This is a genomic window from Lysinibacillus sp. RS11 (assembly GCF_042019215.1).
Taxonomy (GTDB): Bacteria; Bacillota; Bacilli; order Bacillales_A; family Planococcaceae; genus Lysinibacillus; species Lysinibacillus xylanilyticus_A.
In genome coordinates, this window is sequence record NZ_CP168124.1 from 3,127,649 (window position 1) to 3,145,029 (window position 17,381).

The window sequence follows — 17,381 nt, forward strand, 5'->3', positions numbered from 1 at the left end:
GCACAAAGCCGAATCCGTGACATTTGCCGGAGAATATAAATTATTTTGCAGCTTGGAATTTAGCTTCTACTACATCCCAGTTTACTACGTTCCAGAATGCACCGATGTAATCTGGACGACGGTTTTGGTAGTTTAAGTAGTAAGCATGCTCCCAAACGTCTAATCCTAGGATTGGCGTTTTACCTTCCATAATTGGTGAGTCTTGGTTTGGAGTAGATGTAACAGCAACTGAGTCACCATCAACGATTAACCAAGCCCAACCTGAACCGAAGCGAGTTGTAGCAGCTTTTGCAAATTCTTCTTTGAAAGCATCGAAAGAACCGAATTTAGCATCGATTGCTTTTGCAACTTCGCCAACTGGAGTATTTGAACCTTCTGGAGCGATTACTTCCCAGAATAATGTATGGTTAGCATGTCCACCACCATTGTTACGTACTGCAGTTTGTTTGTCAGCTGGAAGAGCATCAATGTTTGCAATAAGATCGTTAATACCTTTTTCAGCAAATTCAGTGCCTTCTACTGCTGCGTTTAAATTTGTTACATAAGTATTGTGGTGTTTTGAGTGGTGAATTTCCATTGTTTTTGCATCGATATGTGGTTCTAATGCGTCATAAGCGTAAGTTAATTGTGGTAATTCATAAGCCATTATTAAGTTCCTCCCTAAAATAAAGAAATAATTAGTACATCCTTAGATTATCAAAATTGGTCAAACCATTCAACGAAAAATACTTCATATTGAAGATTTCAGCCTTTTGACCGAAAAAACAATACGATTATTATCCTGCCCACATTTTTAAATGACTAAACTTTCATAAGGGTGGAAATCATATCGCGATAAAGAACACAACAATCATAACGATTTGAATGACAGCCTTCGCTATTGTTGATGTTAAAAAGCCGACTAGAGAACCAATACCGCTTTTCACGGCCTCTTTCAATATACGGCGCTCTACGATTAACTCTGCAATCACCGCTCCTAAAAATGGGCCAACTAATATCCCTGCGACTGGAATAACGAATGGTCCAATTAACAAACCAATAGTACTGCCCCACATACCAGCATTAGAGCCACCGAATTTTTTTATACCAAAGGCATTTGCCACAGTATCAGCACCAAATAATAAAACTACAAACAAAATTTCAATCGCCCAGAACCACCAGCTTAACTCTGCAAATGAGAAAAATAACCCATATACGATAAAACCACCGATTATAAATAACATACCTGGAATTATCGGGTATACTAATCCAACAAATGAAACGATAAAGCAGGCAATCACTAAAATCCAGCCAACAACTTCCATAAAAATTCTCTCCTTTTGTCGTGCATTGCCTTTAATACGAAATCACAAAGTAAAAAGTTTCATTCGCTTAATGTCGAATTCCTAATATGGAGTCCGCTATATTAACTGCATGATCTCCTATACGCTCTAAATTGCTAACGATATCCGTATAGACGATTCCTGCCGCTCCATTACATTCATTTGTATTTAAGCGTGCAATATGCTTTTGTCTTAGTTTATCTTCCATGTCATCTATCAAACTTTCGAGCTCTGTTACTTCCTGTGCCAAGCTTAAACTTCCCGTATCTAGAGCCTCTATGCTCTTACGAACAGCTTCAATGGCTAAACTAAACATACCTATTAAATCTTGTCGTGCTGACTTACTTAAATTTACCTCATGATGATCTTTATATTGTAAAAGCTCTAAAATATTTTCAAAATGATCACCTATACGTTCAATGTCTCGAACATTTGTTAAGAGTGTATGATGTCTTACTGAGTCTGCACGAGAAAGTGGCTGCTTAGACACCATTACTAAATAATTCGTGATTTCCTCGTCTAAATGATTGAGCGCCACTTCTAACTGTAAAACTGTAGGTATGAGTGTAGCTTCACCTGTTTTCATATATAAAAATGTTTCTTCTAGACCACGGAGTGCATGCTCACCCATTCGTAACACTTCCTCTTTTGCTTGACCAAGTGCAATCGCTGGAGAGGAATCAATAAATGATGGATCTAAATGCTTCGTTGTTACATCAATATTTCCGTCATGTCCAGGAACTATCTTCGTGACAAGCGCAGTCAATCCTGCAATAAATGGTAGCTGAATCATCATATTAATAACATTAAACGAGCCATGCGCTATCGCTATTTGCATTTTCGCTTCTAAATGGAATAGCTCACTAACCCACTGAACATAGTGCATAAATGGTGTAAAGAACACCATGAAAATAATAGTACCTATCACATTAAATAGTACATGTGCCATCGCTGCACGCTTAGCATATATAGAAGCACCGAGCGAAGCTAAAACTGCTGTAATCGTTGTGCCTATATTTTCTCCAAACAAAATGGGTAATGCACTATCTAGACCAATTAAATGCTCAGCATATAAGCCCTGTAGCACACCGACAGTCGCTGTTGAGCTTTGTACAAGCAATGTGAATATTGTCCCAAGAAAAATTCCTAGAATGGGCTGATTACTTAGATGCAGCGTTAATGATTCAAAGTCAGCTAATTGATGAAGCGACTGCATGCTTGCACTCATAAGCTCTAATCCTAAAAATAATCCACCAAAGCCAAATACTATTTGCCCAATATGCTGGTATGTGGCTTTCTTAAAGAAAAATAACAACCCAGCACCAAGCGCTAGTAACGGATAAAAATAAATGCCAATATCAATACCAATAATAAATGCGGTTATTGTCGTGCCAATATTCGCACCCATGATGACGCCGATTGCTTGACGCAATGTTAAAAAGCCTGCACTCACTAACCCAACCGTAATCACTGTCGTTGCAGAGCTCGACTGTATACAAATCGTCACAAAAATGCCCACTAATACACCCATTAAAGGATTTGTTGTAAAACGATTTAACCACTCACGCAGCCGATCATCTGCTGATTTTTGGAGCCCATCCCCCATAAACTTAATGGAAAATAAAAAGACTCCTAAACCGCCTAAAAATTGAAACAGTATGCTTTGCCAATCTATTGTCAATTGTATTCGCTCCAATTCCTACGTCTATACTACTCTATCCCTAATCTTTAAATGATAGTGTACAAAAAGTAAAGAAAACCTTTAACTTTTTTACACAATGTTAACATTTCAATAGCGTATTCTCAGTTATTATTACTTATTTCATATCTTGTCAAAGTTGAACATGATAGAATAGCGATTGGAGGAGATATGTTATGAAACACTCACAACTATTGATCGATAGCTTAATTCATCCAAAAAAACTTGCTGCCTATCGATTATTACCTATCGGAAAAGTCATTCAATATACCTTTCTTCTAATTACTATTGTTACAGTTTTCTCTTTTGGTCGTTTTACGGCTGGTATTTCTGTTGATACATTTGATATGAATAGTGTAAATGGTATAACTGAATACATAGAAGACATTAAATGGTTATTGTATCCCGTCACATTCATCATGCTATTTGTTTTTACAACGATGCTTATTTTTACACAAATTGCTCTCTATGCTTTGGCGGGTCTATTTATTTTAAAAGTCATGAAGCGTCGCGGTGAATACCGTCATATTTGGCGTACTACAACATTTGCCATGACATGGGCTGTTCTTTTAAGTATGTTATCAGATTATTTATCAATTAACAGTACAATTATCTCTGTTTTTTCTTTACTTTTAACGGTAACTCTATTAATTGTAGCCCTCATAAAATATCCAAAACAACCAATTGCAAAATAATGTGCATGATTCCCCTCTCTTCTAAATATAGTGTAGAAAAGGAGGGGATTTTTTGCGTGCATTAGTGTTAACAGCCATCATCATTATTTTTGCTTTTGTCATAAAAGTAGATTTAACAGAGGGATCATTACAGCTCGCTGCCTTTTATCCGAAAGATACAGAAAATGCTATTTGTGAAAAGCAGCGAGAACCAAACTATATCACCGTACAAACTATCCCAGGCGATACTATTCACAGCTTATTTGCACTACATCCTGCAAAAGTACCCATGACCTTTCCTGAACGCTTACAATTATTTTATGAATTGAATCCACACTTACAATTACAAGCACTCGTCCCTGGTGAAAATATTAAGCTTCCTCTGTCATTTGAATTTGAAAACAAATGTGGAAAATGAAAAGTTAGCGTTTCTTCCTTGTCCTTATTTTCTTACACTGCTAAAATAAATGTCAGTGACGGTCGAAAGTATGGCCCGAAAAGGAGAGAAAGTTAATGAGTGAAATTTGTCACCGTACAAATACACGCCCTGTGCGTGTCGGTAATTTAACAATAGGTGGTAGTAATGAATTATTCATTCAAAGTATGTGTACAACAAAAACACATGATGTCGAAGCAACAGTAGCAGAAATTCTTCGTCTTGAAGAAGCAGGTTGTCAAATTGTTCGTGTTGCAGTACCAGATGAGCGTGCAGCAGATGCGATTGCAGAAATCAAAAAACGTATCAATATTCCATTAGTAGCTGATATTCACTTTGACTATAAATTAGCTTTAAAAGCAATTGAAAATGGTATCGATAAAGTTCGTATTAACCCAGGTAATATTGGGCGTAAGGAAAAAGTAGAAGCTGTTGTGAATGCAGCTAAGGCTAAAGGTATTCCAATCCGCATCGGGGTAAACGCTGGTTCATTAGAACGTCATATTCTAGAAAAATATGGTTATCCTACTGCGGACGGTATGGTAGAATCTGCCCTTCACCATATTAAAATTTTAGAAGACTTGGACTTCCACGATATTATCGTATCCATGAAGGCATCAGACGTAAATCTTGCGGTAGAAGCCTATGAGAAAGCAGCTAAAGCCTTTAATTATCCTTTACATTTAGGGATTACTGAATCAGGTACACTATTTGCTGGTACTGTAAAATCAGCAGCTGGCCTTGGAGCAATCCTTTCAAAAGGTATTGGTAATACTTTACGTATTTCTCTATCTGCTGACCCTGTTGAAGAAGTAAAAGTAGCACGTGAGCTATTAAAATCATTCGGTCTTGCTTCTAATATGGCAACGCTTATTTCATGTCCAACATGTGGTCGCATCGAAATTGATTTAATTACCATTGCTAATGAAGTAGAAGAATATATTTCTACACTTAATGTACCATTAAAAGTAGCTGTTCTTGGCTGTGCGGTAAATGGACCTGGTGAAGCACGTGAAGCAGACATCGGTATTGCAGGTGCACGTGGTGAAGGTTTACTATTTATGAAAGGCAAAACAGTTCGTAAAGTGCCTGAAGAAACAATGGTTGAAGAGCTGAAAAAGGAAATCGATAAATTAGCAGCTGAAATGGCAGAAAAACGCGCTGCTGAAGAAGCAGAAAAAGCGAACGCCTAAGGAGGTGCTAGCATGAATAAGCCCCGCTTTGGAATTGATATTGATGGGACAGTGACATGTCCGAGTACACTCATTCCACATATCAATAAACAATATAATGTAAATATTACGCTTGACGATGTGTGCGAATATGATTTTTTATCAGCATTTCCTCACCCCGTTGATCGTGTTGCATTTAATACATGGTTTAAAGAAAATGAACCCTATATGTATGAGGTATCTGAAGCGGCTAAAGATGCGAAAGATATTTTACATGCATGGAAAGATAACTACGAGCTTTATTACATCTCTGCTCGTGGTGAGAATGTATCTGATGTTACAGTAAATTGGTTTAAAGCTCAGTCAATTCCGTACGATCATATCGAGCTCATCGGTAGCCATGATAAGGTTTCCGTAGCTAAAAAACATGGTGTTGAGGCATTTTTTGAGGATAAGCATGATAATGCGGTCATACTTGCAGAGGAATTAAAAATACCCGTCGTATTATTTGACACTCCGTATAACCGTCTTGCTGTTCCTGACAATGTCGTACGAGTTTATAACTGGCAAGAAGCCAATCAATTTATTACTAATTATTTCAAATAATGCAGTAAAGAGTCGTGTTCAAGTGCTGAACACGACTCTTCTTATTCCTGTCTCTTTATACTTCAAGTATTCCTCGTAACCAACGCTCAACAAAATTTTCAAAGGTAATACCATAGTTTTCATAAACACTATGGTATACAAAATAAGTCCCTAATCGCTCAAGTAATTCATCATTAATCTTCATCACAAACCGCTCCTTTTTTATGATTTTACTGAATTTTCAGATACCTAAACTTCCGATTTTCTTGACATTCGAGTGGAGTTCGCATCGTTGCAAAACCGTCACAATCTGCCTCCTTCATGCCCTTTCTTCGTATTTTTCTTTTCGTTAATATAGTAGTAACAACTTGCAAAACTGGAGGGACTACTTGTGAAATGGATGACAAAGGTAGCTAGTATAACATGTCTCTGTGCGTTGCTAGCTGGTTGTGGAGATCGGCTTTCTGAAATTAAAGATGCAGCATCTGGCATAAATTCAGCAGCAAACTCCGCAGCTAGTGCAGTTAGTCGCGATGTACATGCTATACGAGCAATTGACATTAACTATAAAGATACATCCTTTACAGTTAATGACCTATTTAAAACTATTTTACGTGACGTACGCTGGGATTATGACGCTAAAAAAAATGAGCTTCATGTGAAGGGGACATGGCAGGCACCACTATTTTCAGAGCAAACGTGGGATGATACTATGAAAAAACAACTCTCGGAAACTGGTATAGTAAGGGTTACATGCACTTTAACAGACAATATGATTGAAAGTGCTTCTACAAATGTAACACTTGTTTTTAATGATGAAACAATTCTAGAAATGACTGGTGAAAATGCGCTTCACCACTTATATGATACATATTTACAAAAATAAACTCTGTGGCTTTTAAACAAGGCTGTTTCCCCAAAAATTGTTACTATAAAAAAAGGCTCATCACCATAACGTATGGTTGATTTCCGTTCCGACTGAGCGCTTTGTAGCTGCCGCTTTGCTCTCGCTACAGAAAACATTTGTAGCTGCCGCTTTGCTCTCGCTACAGAAAACATTTGTAGCTGCCGCTTCGCTTTCGCACAGATAAAACATTGCCGCTGACGCTTCGCTTTCGCGCAGAGCAGAGGTTCCTGGGGGGCGTCCGATGAGCCGCTTGGGGCAACAGATGTTTTTTGCGCGAAAGCGTAGTGCTAACGTAGCGGCAGCAGCACGATGTTGGTCACGAAGGCGTTATCACAGGACGTGATGCTTTTAGCCTTCGTTCCTCAGCCTGCTCGCTCCAGAGCCCCATCTGTGACGCTAATCTCTAAGGAGTCGCCCAGTATCCACTTCAATCAACTAATATACAGGGCATATAATTTAAAAAATGTCATCCACACCTTTTGGTGATAAACCAAAAAAGGCAGATTTAATCTACAAAACGTGTAGAATATATCTGCCTTTTTTGATATTTCGTGAATCGAATTTTTAACTAAAGAACCCCATTTATCGCAGCCCCTTCTAGACTGTTATTCTGTAGAGAGGATATGTATTTTTTCTAAATAATACTTCACGATAGCTAAATATTCTCTGGTGTAGTACTTAATACGAAATTCAGGTGGTGTTGCAGCTGGTAAGCCGGTAACGTTAAGTCCTAAATCTTCAGCAATGGATTCGGCTCGATAGAGATGGAATCGGTTTGTCACAACTACGACTGTGGAATCTTTGTCTATGTAATCCAATGAATACTGAAAGTTTTCAAGTGTGCGAGTAGAATTGGATTCGGTGATGATTCGTTGTTCATCAATACCTAATTGTATTAATGATTCTTTAATTACAGAAGCTTCAGACACAATTTCGTCCTGCCCCTGGCCACCAGATGCGATTGCAATTGTATTTGGATTCTCTTTTAAGTATGTAGCTGCGGTCGTGATGCGCTCGAGCAGCAGACTAGACGGTTGATCCCCCGATAAACGTGTACCTAAAATAATGAGGTAATCTGCATCTTCTATCGCAGTATCTTTGCCTTGAGACACGATAAGTAAGTGTAAGCAAAGAAAAAAAACAAGTACTGCCGCGAGCAATATAGTGATAAGCTTGAATATCTTCTTCATAATAATCTCCTTTTTACATTGTAACGATTGACATTATATAAATTTTCGGTAGCAAATTTCAATTTATATTGTTGATGTCCAAAATATAACTATAACATCTTCACCTAAAACAATCTCGCTCGGTGGCAGTTCTTTAGTAAATAAATCCATCCCCTGAAGAAGTCTTACAATTTAGAAATATTGTGCCCTATTATTTGAAATTCATAAAAGCATCACGTTATAATCAAAGTATCACGTGATGGTTCGGAGGTGTTTGCATTGGGACAGAGAAATTAAAAATTGGCGAGCTTGCAGAAAAAACTGGCATTACAAAAAGAACAATTGATTATTATACAAACATAGGCCTATTAGCAGCTGAACGATCTGCATCAAATTATCGCTACTACGCCCCTGCAATGATTGAACGACTTCATTATATTGAGCAACGCAAACAAGAGGGTCTTTCACTCATAGACATACAACATGAACTTAACATCACGCCGTACGAAGAAATCGATGTACAAATATTACGTATAAAAATGCAAGATTTAGAGCATGATGTAACTTCTTTACTTGAAAAAATGAACAAACAAGACAATAAAGATATTGAAAAGATAAAAAAAAACGTTTCACCCGAAAGCATTGCACTTATGCAATCTTTACTATTACTTATTCATAATTAGGAGGTGACGTTCTGTTCATACAGAACGACTATTTGGAGACCATACTTAACTTATCGATTTTCACTATTTTATTAGCTTTAACTGGCTTTTTCGTGGCAACAGAATTTGCCATTGTAAAAGTGCGTTCCTCAAGACTTGACCAATTGATTGCAGAGGGCAATAAAAGAGCTATTTCTGCTAAGCATGTTGTCAATCATTTAGACGAGTATCTTTCTGCCTGTCAGCTTGGTATAACTGTAACAGCACTTGGTATCGGGATGGTCGGTGAAAAAACTTTTGAATTTATGCTACACCCCCTTTTCGACATGATTGGCATTTCAGATAAATATATGACGATTTTTACAATTGGTAGCGCTTTTGCCATTGCAACATTTTTACACGTTGTTGTCGGTGAGTTAGCACCCAAAACTGCTGCCATTCAAAAGGCTGAAAAGATTACACTTCTTTTTGCCAAACCTATTATGTTGTTCTATAAGGTGATGTATCCATTTATCTGGTTCTTGAACGGCTCAGCTCGAGTGTTAGTTGGCATATTTGGTATGAAGCCTGCATCTGAGCATGAGTTATCCCATACAGAGGAAGAATTGCGCTTACTGCTATCTGAAAGTTTTAAAAGTGGTGAAATCAATAAAACAGAGCTAAAGTTTGTAAATAATGTCTTTGAATTCGATCAACTTATTGCTCGTGAAATTATGGTACCTCGAACAGAAATTGTTGGAATTGAAAAAAATGATTCTTTTACAAAGATCATTCATTTTATCGCGGATGAGAAATATACTCGATATCCTGTTTATGATGGTGATCGTGATAATATTTTAGGCTTTATAAATGCCAAAGAATTGTTTACACACGGTTTGCTTGAGCAATTAACAGATGACTCTTTAATTCTTGAAAATTTCATTAATCCTGTAATCCGAGTAATTGAAACGATTCCAATTCAAGAACTACTTGTGCGTATGCAAAAAGAGCGAATTCATATGGCCATATTAATGGATGAATACGGTGGAACATCAGGGCTTGTTACAGTCGAAGATATTTTAGAAGAAATTGTTGGTGAAATTCGCGATGAATTTGACGATGATGAAATTGCAGAAATCCGAAAAGTAAGTGACAATCACTATATTTTAAATGCAAAAATGCTCATTGAGGATGTTGAAAATCTATTAAATGTAACACTTGAAGCAGAAGAAGTTGAAACATTGGGCGGTTGGTTTTTAACATTGAATAATGGCATTAAAGCAACTCGAAATATCGAATTAGCTCCATATGTATTTAGTATCTTTGAGCAGCATGGCCATCAGATTCATTTTATCGAGGTTCGTCCCCTTCGTAAAATTATATCTGCTGTAACAGAAGCATAAGACAACCGGTACATTTTTCATACATTTAACTTTACCAGCATCACCCAATAGGTCTATACTAGTTTTTCTAGATACTTTCGTCTTATTCCATTATTAGGTATATACGTATATAATAGAAACATGAATATGATTCTATTTTCAGGGGGCATCACATAATGAAATTATTTAAGCTATATCATACGGACGGTATTCATATCATTACCGACGTCAAAAAACACAAAACGAACATTGAATTAAAAACGATCACAGGTGAGGTATTATATATTATCGTTGTGACAGACGAAAACTATACAGTATACGATGATCGCTTTGCTGGTGCTTCAAAGCAATTAAACTCAGTGGAGGCATTTGATATTGACGGCAACTTCCGTAGCTTGGATTTTGATAATATGCGTTCACTTTTCAAAGAGGCATTTACGAGGCTAATGCAAGAAATCGCAGAATGTGTCAATGATAATAGTGAGCTAGTAGATATTGATACACTACGTCATAAAATAAGCGATCAAATTAAAGGTATCCATTTCCGCGTTATTTCTGATACGAAAAAATACGAGATGTAAGCATTTAACAGACTGTCCAACATTCTATTTTTGGACAGTCTGTTTTTTACGTTACAAAATGCATCGACACACTCGCCATTCATCAAAAAATATCCTCGCCCCCTCATTTCCCACGATTTAACCACAATTACTAGCGAAACAGAAAACACAGTTTACCACTTTCATGTATAATGGTACTTAACTATCTGAAAGGAAGGGTGTTTGGATGAATCGTGAACAATTAATCACACTTATTTCAGAAAAACTGAAATTAATCCGTACTGAAAAAGATTTAACGCAGGATCAGATGAGTGATTTACTAGGACTTTCTAAAAAAACACTTGTTCAAATTGAAAAAGGTCGTATTCAGACTGCCTGGACTACAACTGTTGCGGTTTGCGCATTATGCCGAGAAAGCTCAATTTTACAGCATGAGCTCGGTGGTGATCCACTTGAAATTGTTGACTTAATCGCTAATAATGGAACATTACAACCTAAAGAAAAAACGATGGGTGGATACATATGGTGGAAAAATCTTAGAGAATACAATGGTTATCGCTTACAACAAAACGCCATTAGTCAGCATTTTCGAATTCTAGATACAAACAACTATCGACTACTATCAACATTTGATGAATCATTGGCCGAGCAAGAATGGGAAAAGATTACAGTATAAATCAATTATGCCTCGGCATAATTGCATCCGGAATCGGCTTTATGCTTAGGCCTGCAGATGTTTTTTTGTGCGAAAGCGTAGTGCTAACGCAGCGGCAGCAACAAATGTTTTTTGTGCGAAAGCGTAGTGCTAACGCAGCGGCAGCAACAGATGTTTTTTGTGCGAAAGCGTAGTGCTAACGCAGCGGCAGCAACAGATGTTTTTTGTGCGAAAGCGTAGTGCTAACGCAGCGGCAGCAACAGATGTTTTTTTGTGCGAAAGCGTAGTGCTAACGCAGCGGCAGCAACAGATGTTTTTTGTGCGAAAGCGTAGTGCTAACGCAGCGGCAGCAACAGATGTTTTTTGTGCGAAAGTGTAGTGCTAACGCAGCGGCAGCAACAAATGTTTTTTGTGCGAAAGCGTAGTGCTAACGCAGCGGCAGCAACAGATGTTTTTTTGTGCGAAAGCGTAGTGCTAACGCAGCGGCAGCAACAAATGTTTTTTGTGCGAAAGCGTAGTGCTAACGCAGCGGCAGCAACAGATGTTTTTTGTGCTAAAGCGTAGCGGCAGCGGCACCGATGCAGGTCAGTTAGCCGTTTTCGCATGAATGCGATGATTTTAGGTTAACATCCTTTGTGAACTCCTTTACGATACCGTTACATCCGCCAGAGGCTTTAACTTCTTTCAGTGGATGTTTGGACACCCGCTGAAAAGTTACTTAATACCGCATTCATCTCACCATCTATAGAAGCGGGTGACTTCTGTAACTGACGCTTTGCTTTCGCTACAAAAGCCATTTGCTGAAAGAAGTTAAATTTTGTTCGCGTTTAACGTAAAAGCACAATGTTTCTACGTTAAGTGCGAGTAGTACTACAATCCCCTCCACCATTCAGTTACGGAAGACTCAGCGTGGTCGAAGCCTCCTCGTCGCTCATACTTCGCTCTATGTACTTTCATATCATACCTACTTTTTAAATCAAGAACAGATTTTAGCCAAAAAAAAATTAGTTTAGCATCTATTACTATCACACCAATAGATGTATTTGCAATGGCGTCATTATATTTTTCATAGCCTCGTTGAATTTGCTGTAGCAAATAAATCTTCGTATGATCTAGCGAACACTATAGACAAATGAATATGAAAATGAAATCACCTCTTCATATGATAAAGTATAAATAGATACTAGTGGTATGGAGTGATAACTTTACAATCAATCTTTTGGTGTAATGTTAGAGCAGTTGAATTATGCAAAACTATTCTTGATACTTAATAGTAATTGCTTTAATACTGGAGAGGATGCGCTTTATGGATCGAATACTAGCAATTAGTGATATACATGGAGAATTGGACCTTTTTGAAGAATTATTATTAAAAGCTAAGTATGATACTATGCAAGATCAGCTATTTTTACTTGGCGATTATATTGATCGCGGGCCTTCATCTAGTGGCGTTTTAAACTTAGTGGGTGAATTGCAAACAAAAGGTGCACGTGTTCTACTAGGAAATCATGAAGCCCTTATGTTAAAAGCTTGTCGCTCCGGGCACCCCAAATCTTGGAATCATTGGGTGAAACTTTGCGGTGGTCATGCAACTCTTGCAAGCTATGGTTATCAGTTAGACGATTTTAAGGAAGCCATTGAAAACGATACATTACCTAGCTTTATCCAGACCTTACCAAAGCTCGAAGAACATTTACAGCTTATTGAAACCTTTGATATTTATATCGAATTAGAGGATGTCATTTTTGTACATGGTGGTGTTGTTCCTGGAGTAGCTATGACAGAGACAGATCCGATGCAATTTTTATGGATTCGTGAAAATTTCCATGCTGGTTATCAAGGAGAAAAAGCTGTAATCTTTGGCCATACACCTACCTACAAACTTCACCAAAATCCAACAGAGCACAGTGTCTTTTTTGGTGAAAATAATATCATTGGAATAGATGGTGGGGCTGTTTTTGGAGGTCAGTTACACGCTATAGAATGGCCAAGTCGTCAAATAATCTCAGTGGAAAGGAAAAAGCCAACAAGTGTAGAATAACCTGTTGGCTTTTCGTGCTGAATGAAGCTTTAATACAATTTAAAAATAACACCTACTACAGAGTAAACAATAACCGTTGAAAATAAAATTGTCATATGGATAAGTGAGAAAACAAACATTTTGGTTGCCCACTTCGTTTGATCTTTATTACTACGATAGCCATAAATACTCATTACAAGCCATGCGATGCTTAGTAAAAGTGCAACAAGCATAATACCAACACTTAAAGTGCCAAATAAGAAGCTTGAAAAAATCAATAATATTAAATAAAAGTTCGTTTGATAATAAGTACGGCGCATCCCTTTTACAACTGGCAGCATAGGAACTTTAGCCGCTTCATAGTCAGCATGCTTACGAATAGCAATGGCATAAAAATGGGGCATCTGCCAAATGACCATCACGAAAAATAGACCAAGTATCGCAGGATGTGTAATATCATTAGAAACAGTAGCCCAACCAATTAAAGGTGGAATTGCCCCTCCGATACTCCCAATTTCCGTGTTATAAATTGTGCGTCGTTTTGTCCACATTGTATAGGGTACTACATATAAAAACACCCCTAAGAGACCGAATGCCGCAGCTAATGGTGAAGCAAGTCCTAGCAAAGCTACCCCGGTAATGAGCATGGCAAAAGCTAATATCAACGTAGATTTCGCTGACATTTCACCTGTTACAGTTGGTCGACTTTGCGTACGAGGCATAATAGCGTCAATGTCACGGTCGTATACATTATTAAATGCTCCAGCAGCCCCAATAACAAGTGCAGAACCAATCGTAGCAAAAATAATTTCAGGTATATTCTCTACAAATGTCATTTTATTTTTGTAAATACCTAACGTTAAACCAGCCCACATAGGAATTAAATTTGATTTAATGATTCCTGTTTTAACTGTCTGCGCTAAAATAGTAGAGCGTGAGGACTTCCCTGATGATTTCTTAGAAGATTGTAGCTTATGCTCCGTTTTTAGATTTTGTTCCATTCATCTTAATTCCTTTTCTCTCAAAATTTCTACACGCTTTACTCGATCGAAAGCGACAAAATTTCCAATCAATTATGCCTCGGCATAATTGCGTCCGGGATCGGCTTTGTGCTTAGGCCTGCACGAGGGCCGACACGATGTCGGTCATTTCGGTAATGCCACAGGACGTGGCGTTTTTACCGATGCAGGTCAGTTAGCCGTTATCGCATGGATGCGATGATTTTAGGCTAACATCCTTTAAGAACTCCTTTCCGATTCCGTGACATCCGCCGGAGGCTTTGGGCCAACGTGATGTTGGTCACTCAGTCGTTGCCACAGGACGTGGCGTTCTTAGACTGAGTTCCTCTATTTCAGTGGGTGTTTGAACACCCGCTGAAAGAAGTTAAACGTATCAAATTTTAATTTTACCTCTTTTAGATAGAGTCTGTCTCTATGTTCACATAAAGTACATGATTTTCTTTTCTGATGTATAAAAATCAATTACGCTTTGGTGTATTTACCACTTTCGTTTGAAGACCCACTGCATGGGAGGTACAATTGCATTCATCTCACCAATTGGTCTTCTACTGAATGAAAATAAAGATACACGTCCCATTCACAACATCTTCTATGATACCACCGACTGACGTGAATTTGAACCTAATTAGCTTGATTCTTAGCATATTACTATTCAAGTAAAACAATCTACTCTATACTAATGTGTATGTTTTAACTTTATGAAGGAGTGTCTACCACGTGAAATACGGATTTATCGGCCTTGGAAATATGACTACAGCTATTATTAAAGGAATGTGCAAAAGCGGAGATTTTGATTCCACTTTTATTTATGGCTATAATCGTACCAAAGCAAAAACAACAAAATTAGCAACCTCTTTCGGTATTCAAGCCGCAAGCTCTATTGAAGATATTATGTCAAATTGTGACGTCATTATCCTTGGTGTTAAACCCCAAATGTTACCTGATGTTTTACCTGAGGTGAAAAAGCATTTACAAGACAACCATGTCATTGTATCCATTGCTGCTGGTAAAAATATTACATACTTCCAAGGTTATCTATCTGAAGTTACCCCTATTATTCGTGTAATGCCAAATATCAATGCGCTTATCGGTGCCTCTACAAGCTGCTATACAACAAGTGAGCAAGTATCAGATATACAGCTTCAACATGTCATTTCACTGTTTGAAACAGTTGGAACAATTATCGAGATCCCTGAACACCTATTTTCGATATTTACAACGATTGGTGGTGCTTCACCAGCATTTACTTATATGTATATTGACGCTTTAGCACGTGCTGCTGTACGTGAAGGGATGCCAAAAAGCATGGCTCTTGATATTGCAGCAAATGCAGTACTCGGTAGTGCAAAAATGATTTTACAATCACAGGAACACCCATGGGCACTTGTAGACCAGGTATGTTCACCAGGCGGGACAACAATTCAAGGTGTATCCTCATTACAAAGTAATCATTTTGAAACAACCATTCACGATGCAGTAGCTGCCGTTACTGACAAGGATCGCAGCTTATCGAAATAGCTCTTAATTGATCTACTAAAGAATAAAAGTGAAACCGAGACATCCTACATGCCTCGGTTTCACTTTATTGAATATTATCTTGTAATTCCTGCGCTAAAAATGCAGTTAGATCACGTAAATTTTCTGGTGTAACACCGTGGCCATCTGGATACTGTTTAAATGTCACAGTAGCACCAAATTGCTCAAAGATTTCTTTACTTTCAGCGCCCCATTGCGACGGGATAATATAATCATAATCACCATGAGAAATAAATGCATGTAAATGATTAACTGGTCGAATTGCATATTCCTCTGTAACGAATTTTGGCGTGTAGCCACTTAACGCTACAATTCCCGTAATTAAATTCCCCATTGCAAAAGCAAGTGATTGTGCCAAAACAGCTCCTTGACTGAATCCAAGCACGTACACTTTATGTAGATCAACTTGATATTCTTCAATTGCCTCTAATATAAATCGTTGTAATGCCACTAACACTTTATCAAAAATTTCACGGTCTGGGTTTCCGACCTCTTGGATCGTGAAAAAAGCATAGCCCGGCTTTTGCGTAATAGGTCCACGTAAACTAAAAATATGGCATTGTTCTTTAAAATCCTGTACTAATTGTGGTAAATCATCTTCATTACTACCCATTCCATGCAATAAAAAGATTGCCGGGTATTTTTTATTCGGGTCCATATTCGTAGGTTGTGTATGTTTAAATGTAAATGGTGTATTCATTGAAAAAATTCCTTTCTGATGTCCTTACTATCTCCTTATTATACTGCATAAGGTAATTAGACAAGAACAGGATTGCCTCATTATCATTTTAATAAATGACATGCAAAATTTTAGTTATGAGTATAAATACTGCCCTACCGATTAAAGTTTAACTTTATTAATAATCCCATCGGTGTGATAAGCAATATAGCCGTTAATAATACGAATTGTTTCTTGTGGATCTGCGTTAAAAAGTACTTTTGATTGCTCAGGTGTTGAGACAAGCACTGTTAATAAATCTATGCGCATTGAATGTCCAGCAGAGCTATAAGCATAATCGTAGACAATATCTTCCTCTGTCATACCTTCTGTCTCATATTGCTTATGGAACAATTCTTTAGCGGCATCCATTTGTTCCGCTACCTGCTGACGAATACGCATTTGATGCATCAAAAGCTCTTCTTCTAACACAGTAGTCTTTAACCACTCTTTCTTGTCGAGCATTCCCAAAAATTCTTTTTCCCAAACTTGCTCATTTTCAGTAAAATACAACATATTGACCATCAGCCTATCCCAAAAATCAATTTGTGTTGCTGCCGATTTACGGTATATTGCAATTGTCTCTTTAAAGTGCTCCTCAACTTTCGTAATATTCATATTGCGCACTAAATGATTACAGACATCTTCAATAAATTTATTTGCCACTTCTTGTGCCATCCAAAAACCCGTCCTTTATCTTACAAATCATTTCCCCACTATCATACCATGATTGGAGAATATAAAGAAACGGGCAACGTATACCGCCTTCCATGTAGGCTGTTGAAATAGTTTTCATCATTGACATAGCTTCAGAAACAAAAAGGAACATCTTCGCCATATAAATGAAACGAAGATGTTCTCGATTGTCACTTTATTCATTTCGCCT

Annotated in this window: 24 protein-coding genes; 14 read left to right on the forward strand and 10 right to left on the reverse strand. The window is 37.7% G+C overall.

The features are described 5' to 3' along the window. Positions 1 to 40: 40 nt before the first annotated feature. The 3 genes from AB9L17_RS16160 to AB9L17_RS16170 form a co-directional block, all read right to left on the reverse strand. On the reverse strand, positions 41 to 646 hold the full coding sequence (locus tag AB9L17_RS16160; protein WP_068983546.1) for a superoxide dismutase: 606 nt from the start codon (positions 644 to 646) through the stop codon (positions 41 to 43). Between the two features lie 178 nt (positions 647 to 824). Next, complete coding sequence (locus AB9L17_RS16165; RefSeq protein ID WP_375199461.1) at positions 825 to 1,304, reverse strand: DUF456 domain-containing protein; 480 nt, start codon at positions 1,302 to 1,304, stop codon at positions 825 to 827. A 67-nt stretch (positions 1,305 to 1,371) separates the two neighbouring features. Further along, the gene (locus AB9L17_RS16170; RefSeq protein ID WP_068983548.1) at positions 1,372 to 3,003 is read right to left on the reverse strand and encodes a Na/Pi cotransporter family protein; all 1,632 of its coding nucleotides are present in this window, start codon (positions 3,001 to 3,003) and stop codon (positions 1,372 to 1,374) included. 194 nt (positions 3,004 to 3,197) lie between these two features. Here AB9L17_RS16170 and AB9L17_RS16175 point away from each other — a divergent pair, with 194 nt between their 5' ends. From AB9L17_RS16175 to AB9L17_RS16190, 4 genes are all read left to right on the forward strand, one after another. Continuing rightward, a complete protein-coding gene (locus AB9L17_RS16175; protein ID WP_068983549.1) occupies positions 3,198 to 3,716 on the forward strand; it encodes a DUF1189 family protein in 519 nt (172 codons plus the stop codon). A 52-nt stretch (positions 3,717 to 3,768) separates the two neighbouring features. Further along, positions 3,769 to 4,113: a hypothetical protein gene (locus AB9L17_RS16180; RefSeq protein ID WP_068983550.1), complete on the forward strand. Its 345-nt coding sequence runs from the start codon at positions 3,769 to 3,771 to the stop codon at positions 4,111 to 4,113. Positions 4,114 to 4,208: 95 nt separating this feature from the next. Further along, a complete protein-coding gene (gene ispG / locus AB9L17_RS16185; RefSeq protein ID WP_068983551.1) occupies positions 4,209 to 5,324 on the forward strand; it encodes a flavodoxin-dependent (E)-4-hydroxy-3-methylbut-2-enyl-diphosphate synthase in 1,116 nt (371 codons plus the stop codon). A 12-nt stretch (positions 5,325 to 5,336) separates the two neighbouring features. Continuing rightward, the gene (locus AB9L17_RS16190; RefSeq protein WP_068983552.1) at positions 5,337 to 5,909 is read left to right on the forward strand and encodes a 5' nucleotidase, NT5C type; all 573 of its coding nucleotides are present in this window, start codon (positions 5,337 to 5,339) and stop codon (positions 5,907 to 5,909) included. Positions 5,910 to 5,964: 55 nt separating this feature from the next. On the opposite strand, the gene AB9L17_RS16195 is transcribed toward AB9L17_RS16190, so the two are convergent. Continuing rightward, positions 5,965 to 6,096, reverse strand: coding sequence for a hypothetical protein (locus tag AB9L17_RS16195; RefSeq protein WP_263297627.1), 132 nt, complete (start codon positions 6,094 to 6,096; stop codon positions 5,965 to 5,967). A 192-nt stretch (positions 6,097 to 6,288) separates the two neighbouring features. Here AB9L17_RS16195 and AB9L17_RS16200 point away from each other — a divergent pair, with 192 nt between their 5' ends. Next, entirely contained in the window at positions 6,289 to 6,774 is a 486-nt protein-coding gene (locus tag AB9L17_RS16200) for a hypothetical protein (RefSeq protein WP_375200806.1), read from the forward strand. A gap of 60 nt (positions 6,775 to 6,834) precedes the next feature. Here AB9L17_RS16200 and AB9L17_RS16205 read toward each other — a convergent pair whose 3' ends face one another. Together AB9L17_RS16205 and AB9L17_RS16210 are read right to left on the reverse strand one after the other, a co-directional pair. Next, on the reverse strand, positions 6,835 to 6,984 hold the full coding sequence (locus tag AB9L17_RS16205; protein ID WP_375199462.1) for a hypothetical protein: 150 nt from the start codon (positions 6,982 to 6,984) through the stop codon (positions 6,835 to 6,837). 416 nt (positions 6,985 to 7,400) lie between these two features. Continuing rightward, positions 7,401 to 7,985: a YdcF family protein gene (locus AB9L17_RS16210; protein WP_068983554.1), complete on the reverse strand. Its 585-nt coding sequence runs from the start codon at positions 7,983 to 7,985 to the stop codon at positions 7,401 to 7,403. 278 nt (positions 7,986 to 8,263) lie between these two features. On the opposite strand from AB9L17_RS16210, the gene AB9L17_RS16215 reads away from it, so the two are divergent. The 7 genes from AB9L17_RS16215 (at position 8,264) to AB9L17_RS16245 (ending at position 11,766) form a co-directional block, all read left to right on the forward strand. After that, on the forward strand, positions 8,264 to 8,647 hold the full coding sequence (locus AB9L17_RS16215) for a MerR family transcriptional regulator (protein ID WP_068983555.1): 384 nt from the start codon (positions 8,264 to 8,266) through the stop codon (positions 8,645 to 8,647). 32 nt (positions 8,648 to 8,679) lie between these two features. After that, positions 8,680 to 10,008 (forward strand): hemolysin family protein, encoded by a 1,329-nt coding sequence (locus AB9L17_RS16220; RefSeq protein ID WP_068983556.1) that lies wholly within the window; start codon positions 8,680 to 8,682, stop codon positions 10,006 to 10,008. A gap of 155 nt (positions 10,009 to 10,163) precedes the next feature. Next, positions 10,164 to 10,568 (forward strand): hypothetical protein, encoded by a 405-nt coding sequence (locus tag AB9L17_RS16225; protein WP_375199463.1) that lies wholly within the window; start codon positions 10,164 to 10,166, stop codon positions 10,566 to 10,568. A gap of 205 nt (positions 10,569 to 10,773) precedes the next feature. Beyond that, the gene (locus AB9L17_RS16230) at positions 10,774 to 11,223 is read left to right on the forward strand and encodes a helix-turn-helix transcriptional regulator (RefSeq protein WP_068983558.1); all 450 of its coding nucleotides are present in this window, start codon (positions 10,774 to 10,776) and stop codon (positions 11,221 to 11,223) included. Between the two features lie 41 nt (positions 11,224 to 11,264). Further along, complete coding sequence (locus AB9L17_RS16235; RefSeq protein WP_263297625.1) at positions 11,265 to 11,396, forward strand: hypothetical protein; 132 nt, start codon at positions 11,265 to 11,267, stop codon at positions 11,394 to 11,396. Then, positions 11,381 to 11,581, forward strand: coding sequence for a hypothetical protein (locus tag AB9L17_RS16240; RefSeq protein ID WP_375199464.1), 201 nt, complete (start codon positions 11,381 to 11,383; stop codon positions 11,579 to 11,581). Before AB9L17_RS16235 ends, AB9L17_RS16240 begins: the two co-directional genes overlap by 16 nt. Beyond that, on the forward strand, positions 11,566 to 11,766 hold the full coding sequence (locus AB9L17_RS16245; RefSeq protein WP_375199465.1) for a hypothetical protein: 201 nt from the start codon (positions 11,566 to 11,568) through the stop codon (positions 11,764 to 11,766). Before AB9L17_RS16240 ends, AB9L17_RS16245 begins: the two co-directional genes overlap by 16 nt. A gap of 306 nt (positions 11,767 to 12,072) precedes the next feature. On the opposite strand, the gene AB9L17_RS16250 is transcribed toward AB9L17_RS16245, so the two are convergent. Next, positions 12,073 to 12,297, reverse strand: a complete 225-nt coding sequence (locus AB9L17_RS16250; RefSeq protein WP_375199466.1) for a hypothetical protein — start codon at positions 12,295 to 12,297, stop codon at positions 12,073 to 12,075. A gap of 211 nt (positions 12,298 to 12,508) precedes the next feature. On the opposite strand from AB9L17_RS16250, the gene AB9L17_RS16255 reads away from it, so the two are divergent. Further along, positions 12,509 to 13,243, forward strand: coding sequence for a metallophosphoesterase (locus tag AB9L17_RS16255; RefSeq protein ID WP_068983559.1), 735 nt, complete (start codon positions 12,509 to 12,511; stop codon positions 13,241 to 13,243). 29 nt (positions 13,244 to 13,272) lie between these two features. Here AB9L17_RS16255 and cyoE read toward each other — a convergent pair whose 3' ends face one another. Then, on the reverse strand, positions 13,273 to 14,223 hold the full coding sequence (cyoE, locus tag AB9L17_RS16260; RefSeq protein WP_068983560.1) for a heme o synthase: 951 nt from the start codon (positions 14,221 to 14,223) through the stop codon (positions 13,273 to 13,275). A 735-nt stretch (positions 14,224 to 14,958) separates the two neighbouring features. On the opposite strand from cyoE, the gene proC reads away from it, so the two are divergent. Continuing rightward, positions 14,959 to 15,759 (forward strand): pyrroline-5-carboxylate reductase, encoded by an 801-nt coding sequence (gene proC / locus AB9L17_RS16265; RefSeq protein ID WP_068983561.1) that lies wholly within the window; start codon positions 14,959 to 14,961, stop codon positions 15,757 to 15,759. A gap of 64 nt (positions 15,760 to 15,823) precedes the next feature. On the opposite strand, the gene AB9L17_RS16270 is transcribed toward proC, so the two are convergent. Next, entirely contained in the window at positions 15,824 to 16,477 is a 654-nt protein-coding gene (locus AB9L17_RS16270; protein ID WP_068983562.1) for an alpha/beta hydrolase, read from the reverse strand. 141 nt (positions 16,478 to 16,618) lie between these two features. After that, positions 16,619 to 17,173: a hypothetical protein gene (locus AB9L17_RS16275; protein WP_068983563.1), complete on the reverse strand. Its 555-nt coding sequence runs from the start codon at positions 17,171 to 17,173 to the stop codon at positions 16,619 to 16,621. Positions 17,174 to 17,381 lie beyond the last annotated feature (208 nt).

Bases quoted from the DNA above. Each gene is read 5' to 3' on its own strand.
- AB9L17_RS16160 (WP_068983546.1), bottom strand. From the start codon at position 646: ATGGCTTATGAATTACCACAATTAACTTACGCTTATGACGCATTAGAA.
- AB9L17_RS16165 (WP_375199461.1), bottom strand. From the start codon at position 1,304: ATGGAAGTTGTTGGCTGGATTTTAGTGATTGCCTGCTTTATCGTTTCA.
- AB9L17_RS16175 (WP_068983549.1), top strand. From the start codon at position 3,198: ATGAAACACTCACAACTATTGATCGATAGCTTAATTCATCCAAAAAAA.
- ispG (WP_068983551.1), top strand. From the start codon at position 4,209: ATGAGTGAAATTTGTCACCGTACAAATACACGCCCTGTGCGTGTCGGT.
- AB9L17_RS16190 (WP_068983552.1), top strand. From the start codon at position 5,337: ATGAATAAGCCCCGCTTTGGAATTGATATTGATGGGACAGTGACATGT.
- AB9L17_RS16200 (WP_375200806.1), top strand. From the start codon at position 6,289: ATGACAAAGGTAGCTAGTATAACATGTCTCTGTGCGTTGCTAGCTGGT.
- AB9L17_RS16205 (WP_375199462.1), bottom strand. From the start codon at position 6,984: ATGTTTTATCTGTGCGAAAGCGAAGCGGCAGCTACAAATGTTTTCTGT.
- AB9L17_RS16210 (WP_068983554.1), bottom strand. From the start codon at position 7,985: ATGAAGAAGATATTCAAGCTTATCACTATATTGCTCGCGGCAGTACTT.
- AB9L17_RS16225 (WP_375199463.1), top strand. From the start codon at position 10,164: ATGAAATTATTTAAGCTATATCATACGGACGGTATTCATATCATTACC.
- AB9L17_RS16230 (WP_068983558.1), top strand. From the start codon at position 10,774: ATGAATCGTGAACAATTAATCACACTTATTTCAGAAAAACTGAAATTA.
- AB9L17_RS16235 (WP_263297625.1), top strand. From the start codon at position 11,265: ATGCTTAGGCCTGCAGATGTTTTTTTGTGCGAAAGCGTAGTGCTAACG.
- AB9L17_RS16255 (WP_068983559.1), top strand. From the start codon at position 12,509: ATGGATCGAATACTAGCAATTAGTGATATACATGGAGAATTGGACCTT.
- cyoE (WP_068983560.1), bottom strand. From the start codon at position 14,223: ATGGAACAAAATCTAAAAACGGAGCATAAGCTACAATCTTCTAAGAAA.
- AB9L17_RS16270 (WP_068983562.1), bottom strand. From the start codon at position 16,477: ATGAATACACCATTTACATTTAAACATACACAACCTACGAATATGGAC.
- AB9L17_RS16275 (WP_068983563.1), bottom strand. From the start codon at position 17,173: ATGGCACAAGAAGTGGCAAATAAATTTATTGAAGATGTCTGTAATCAT.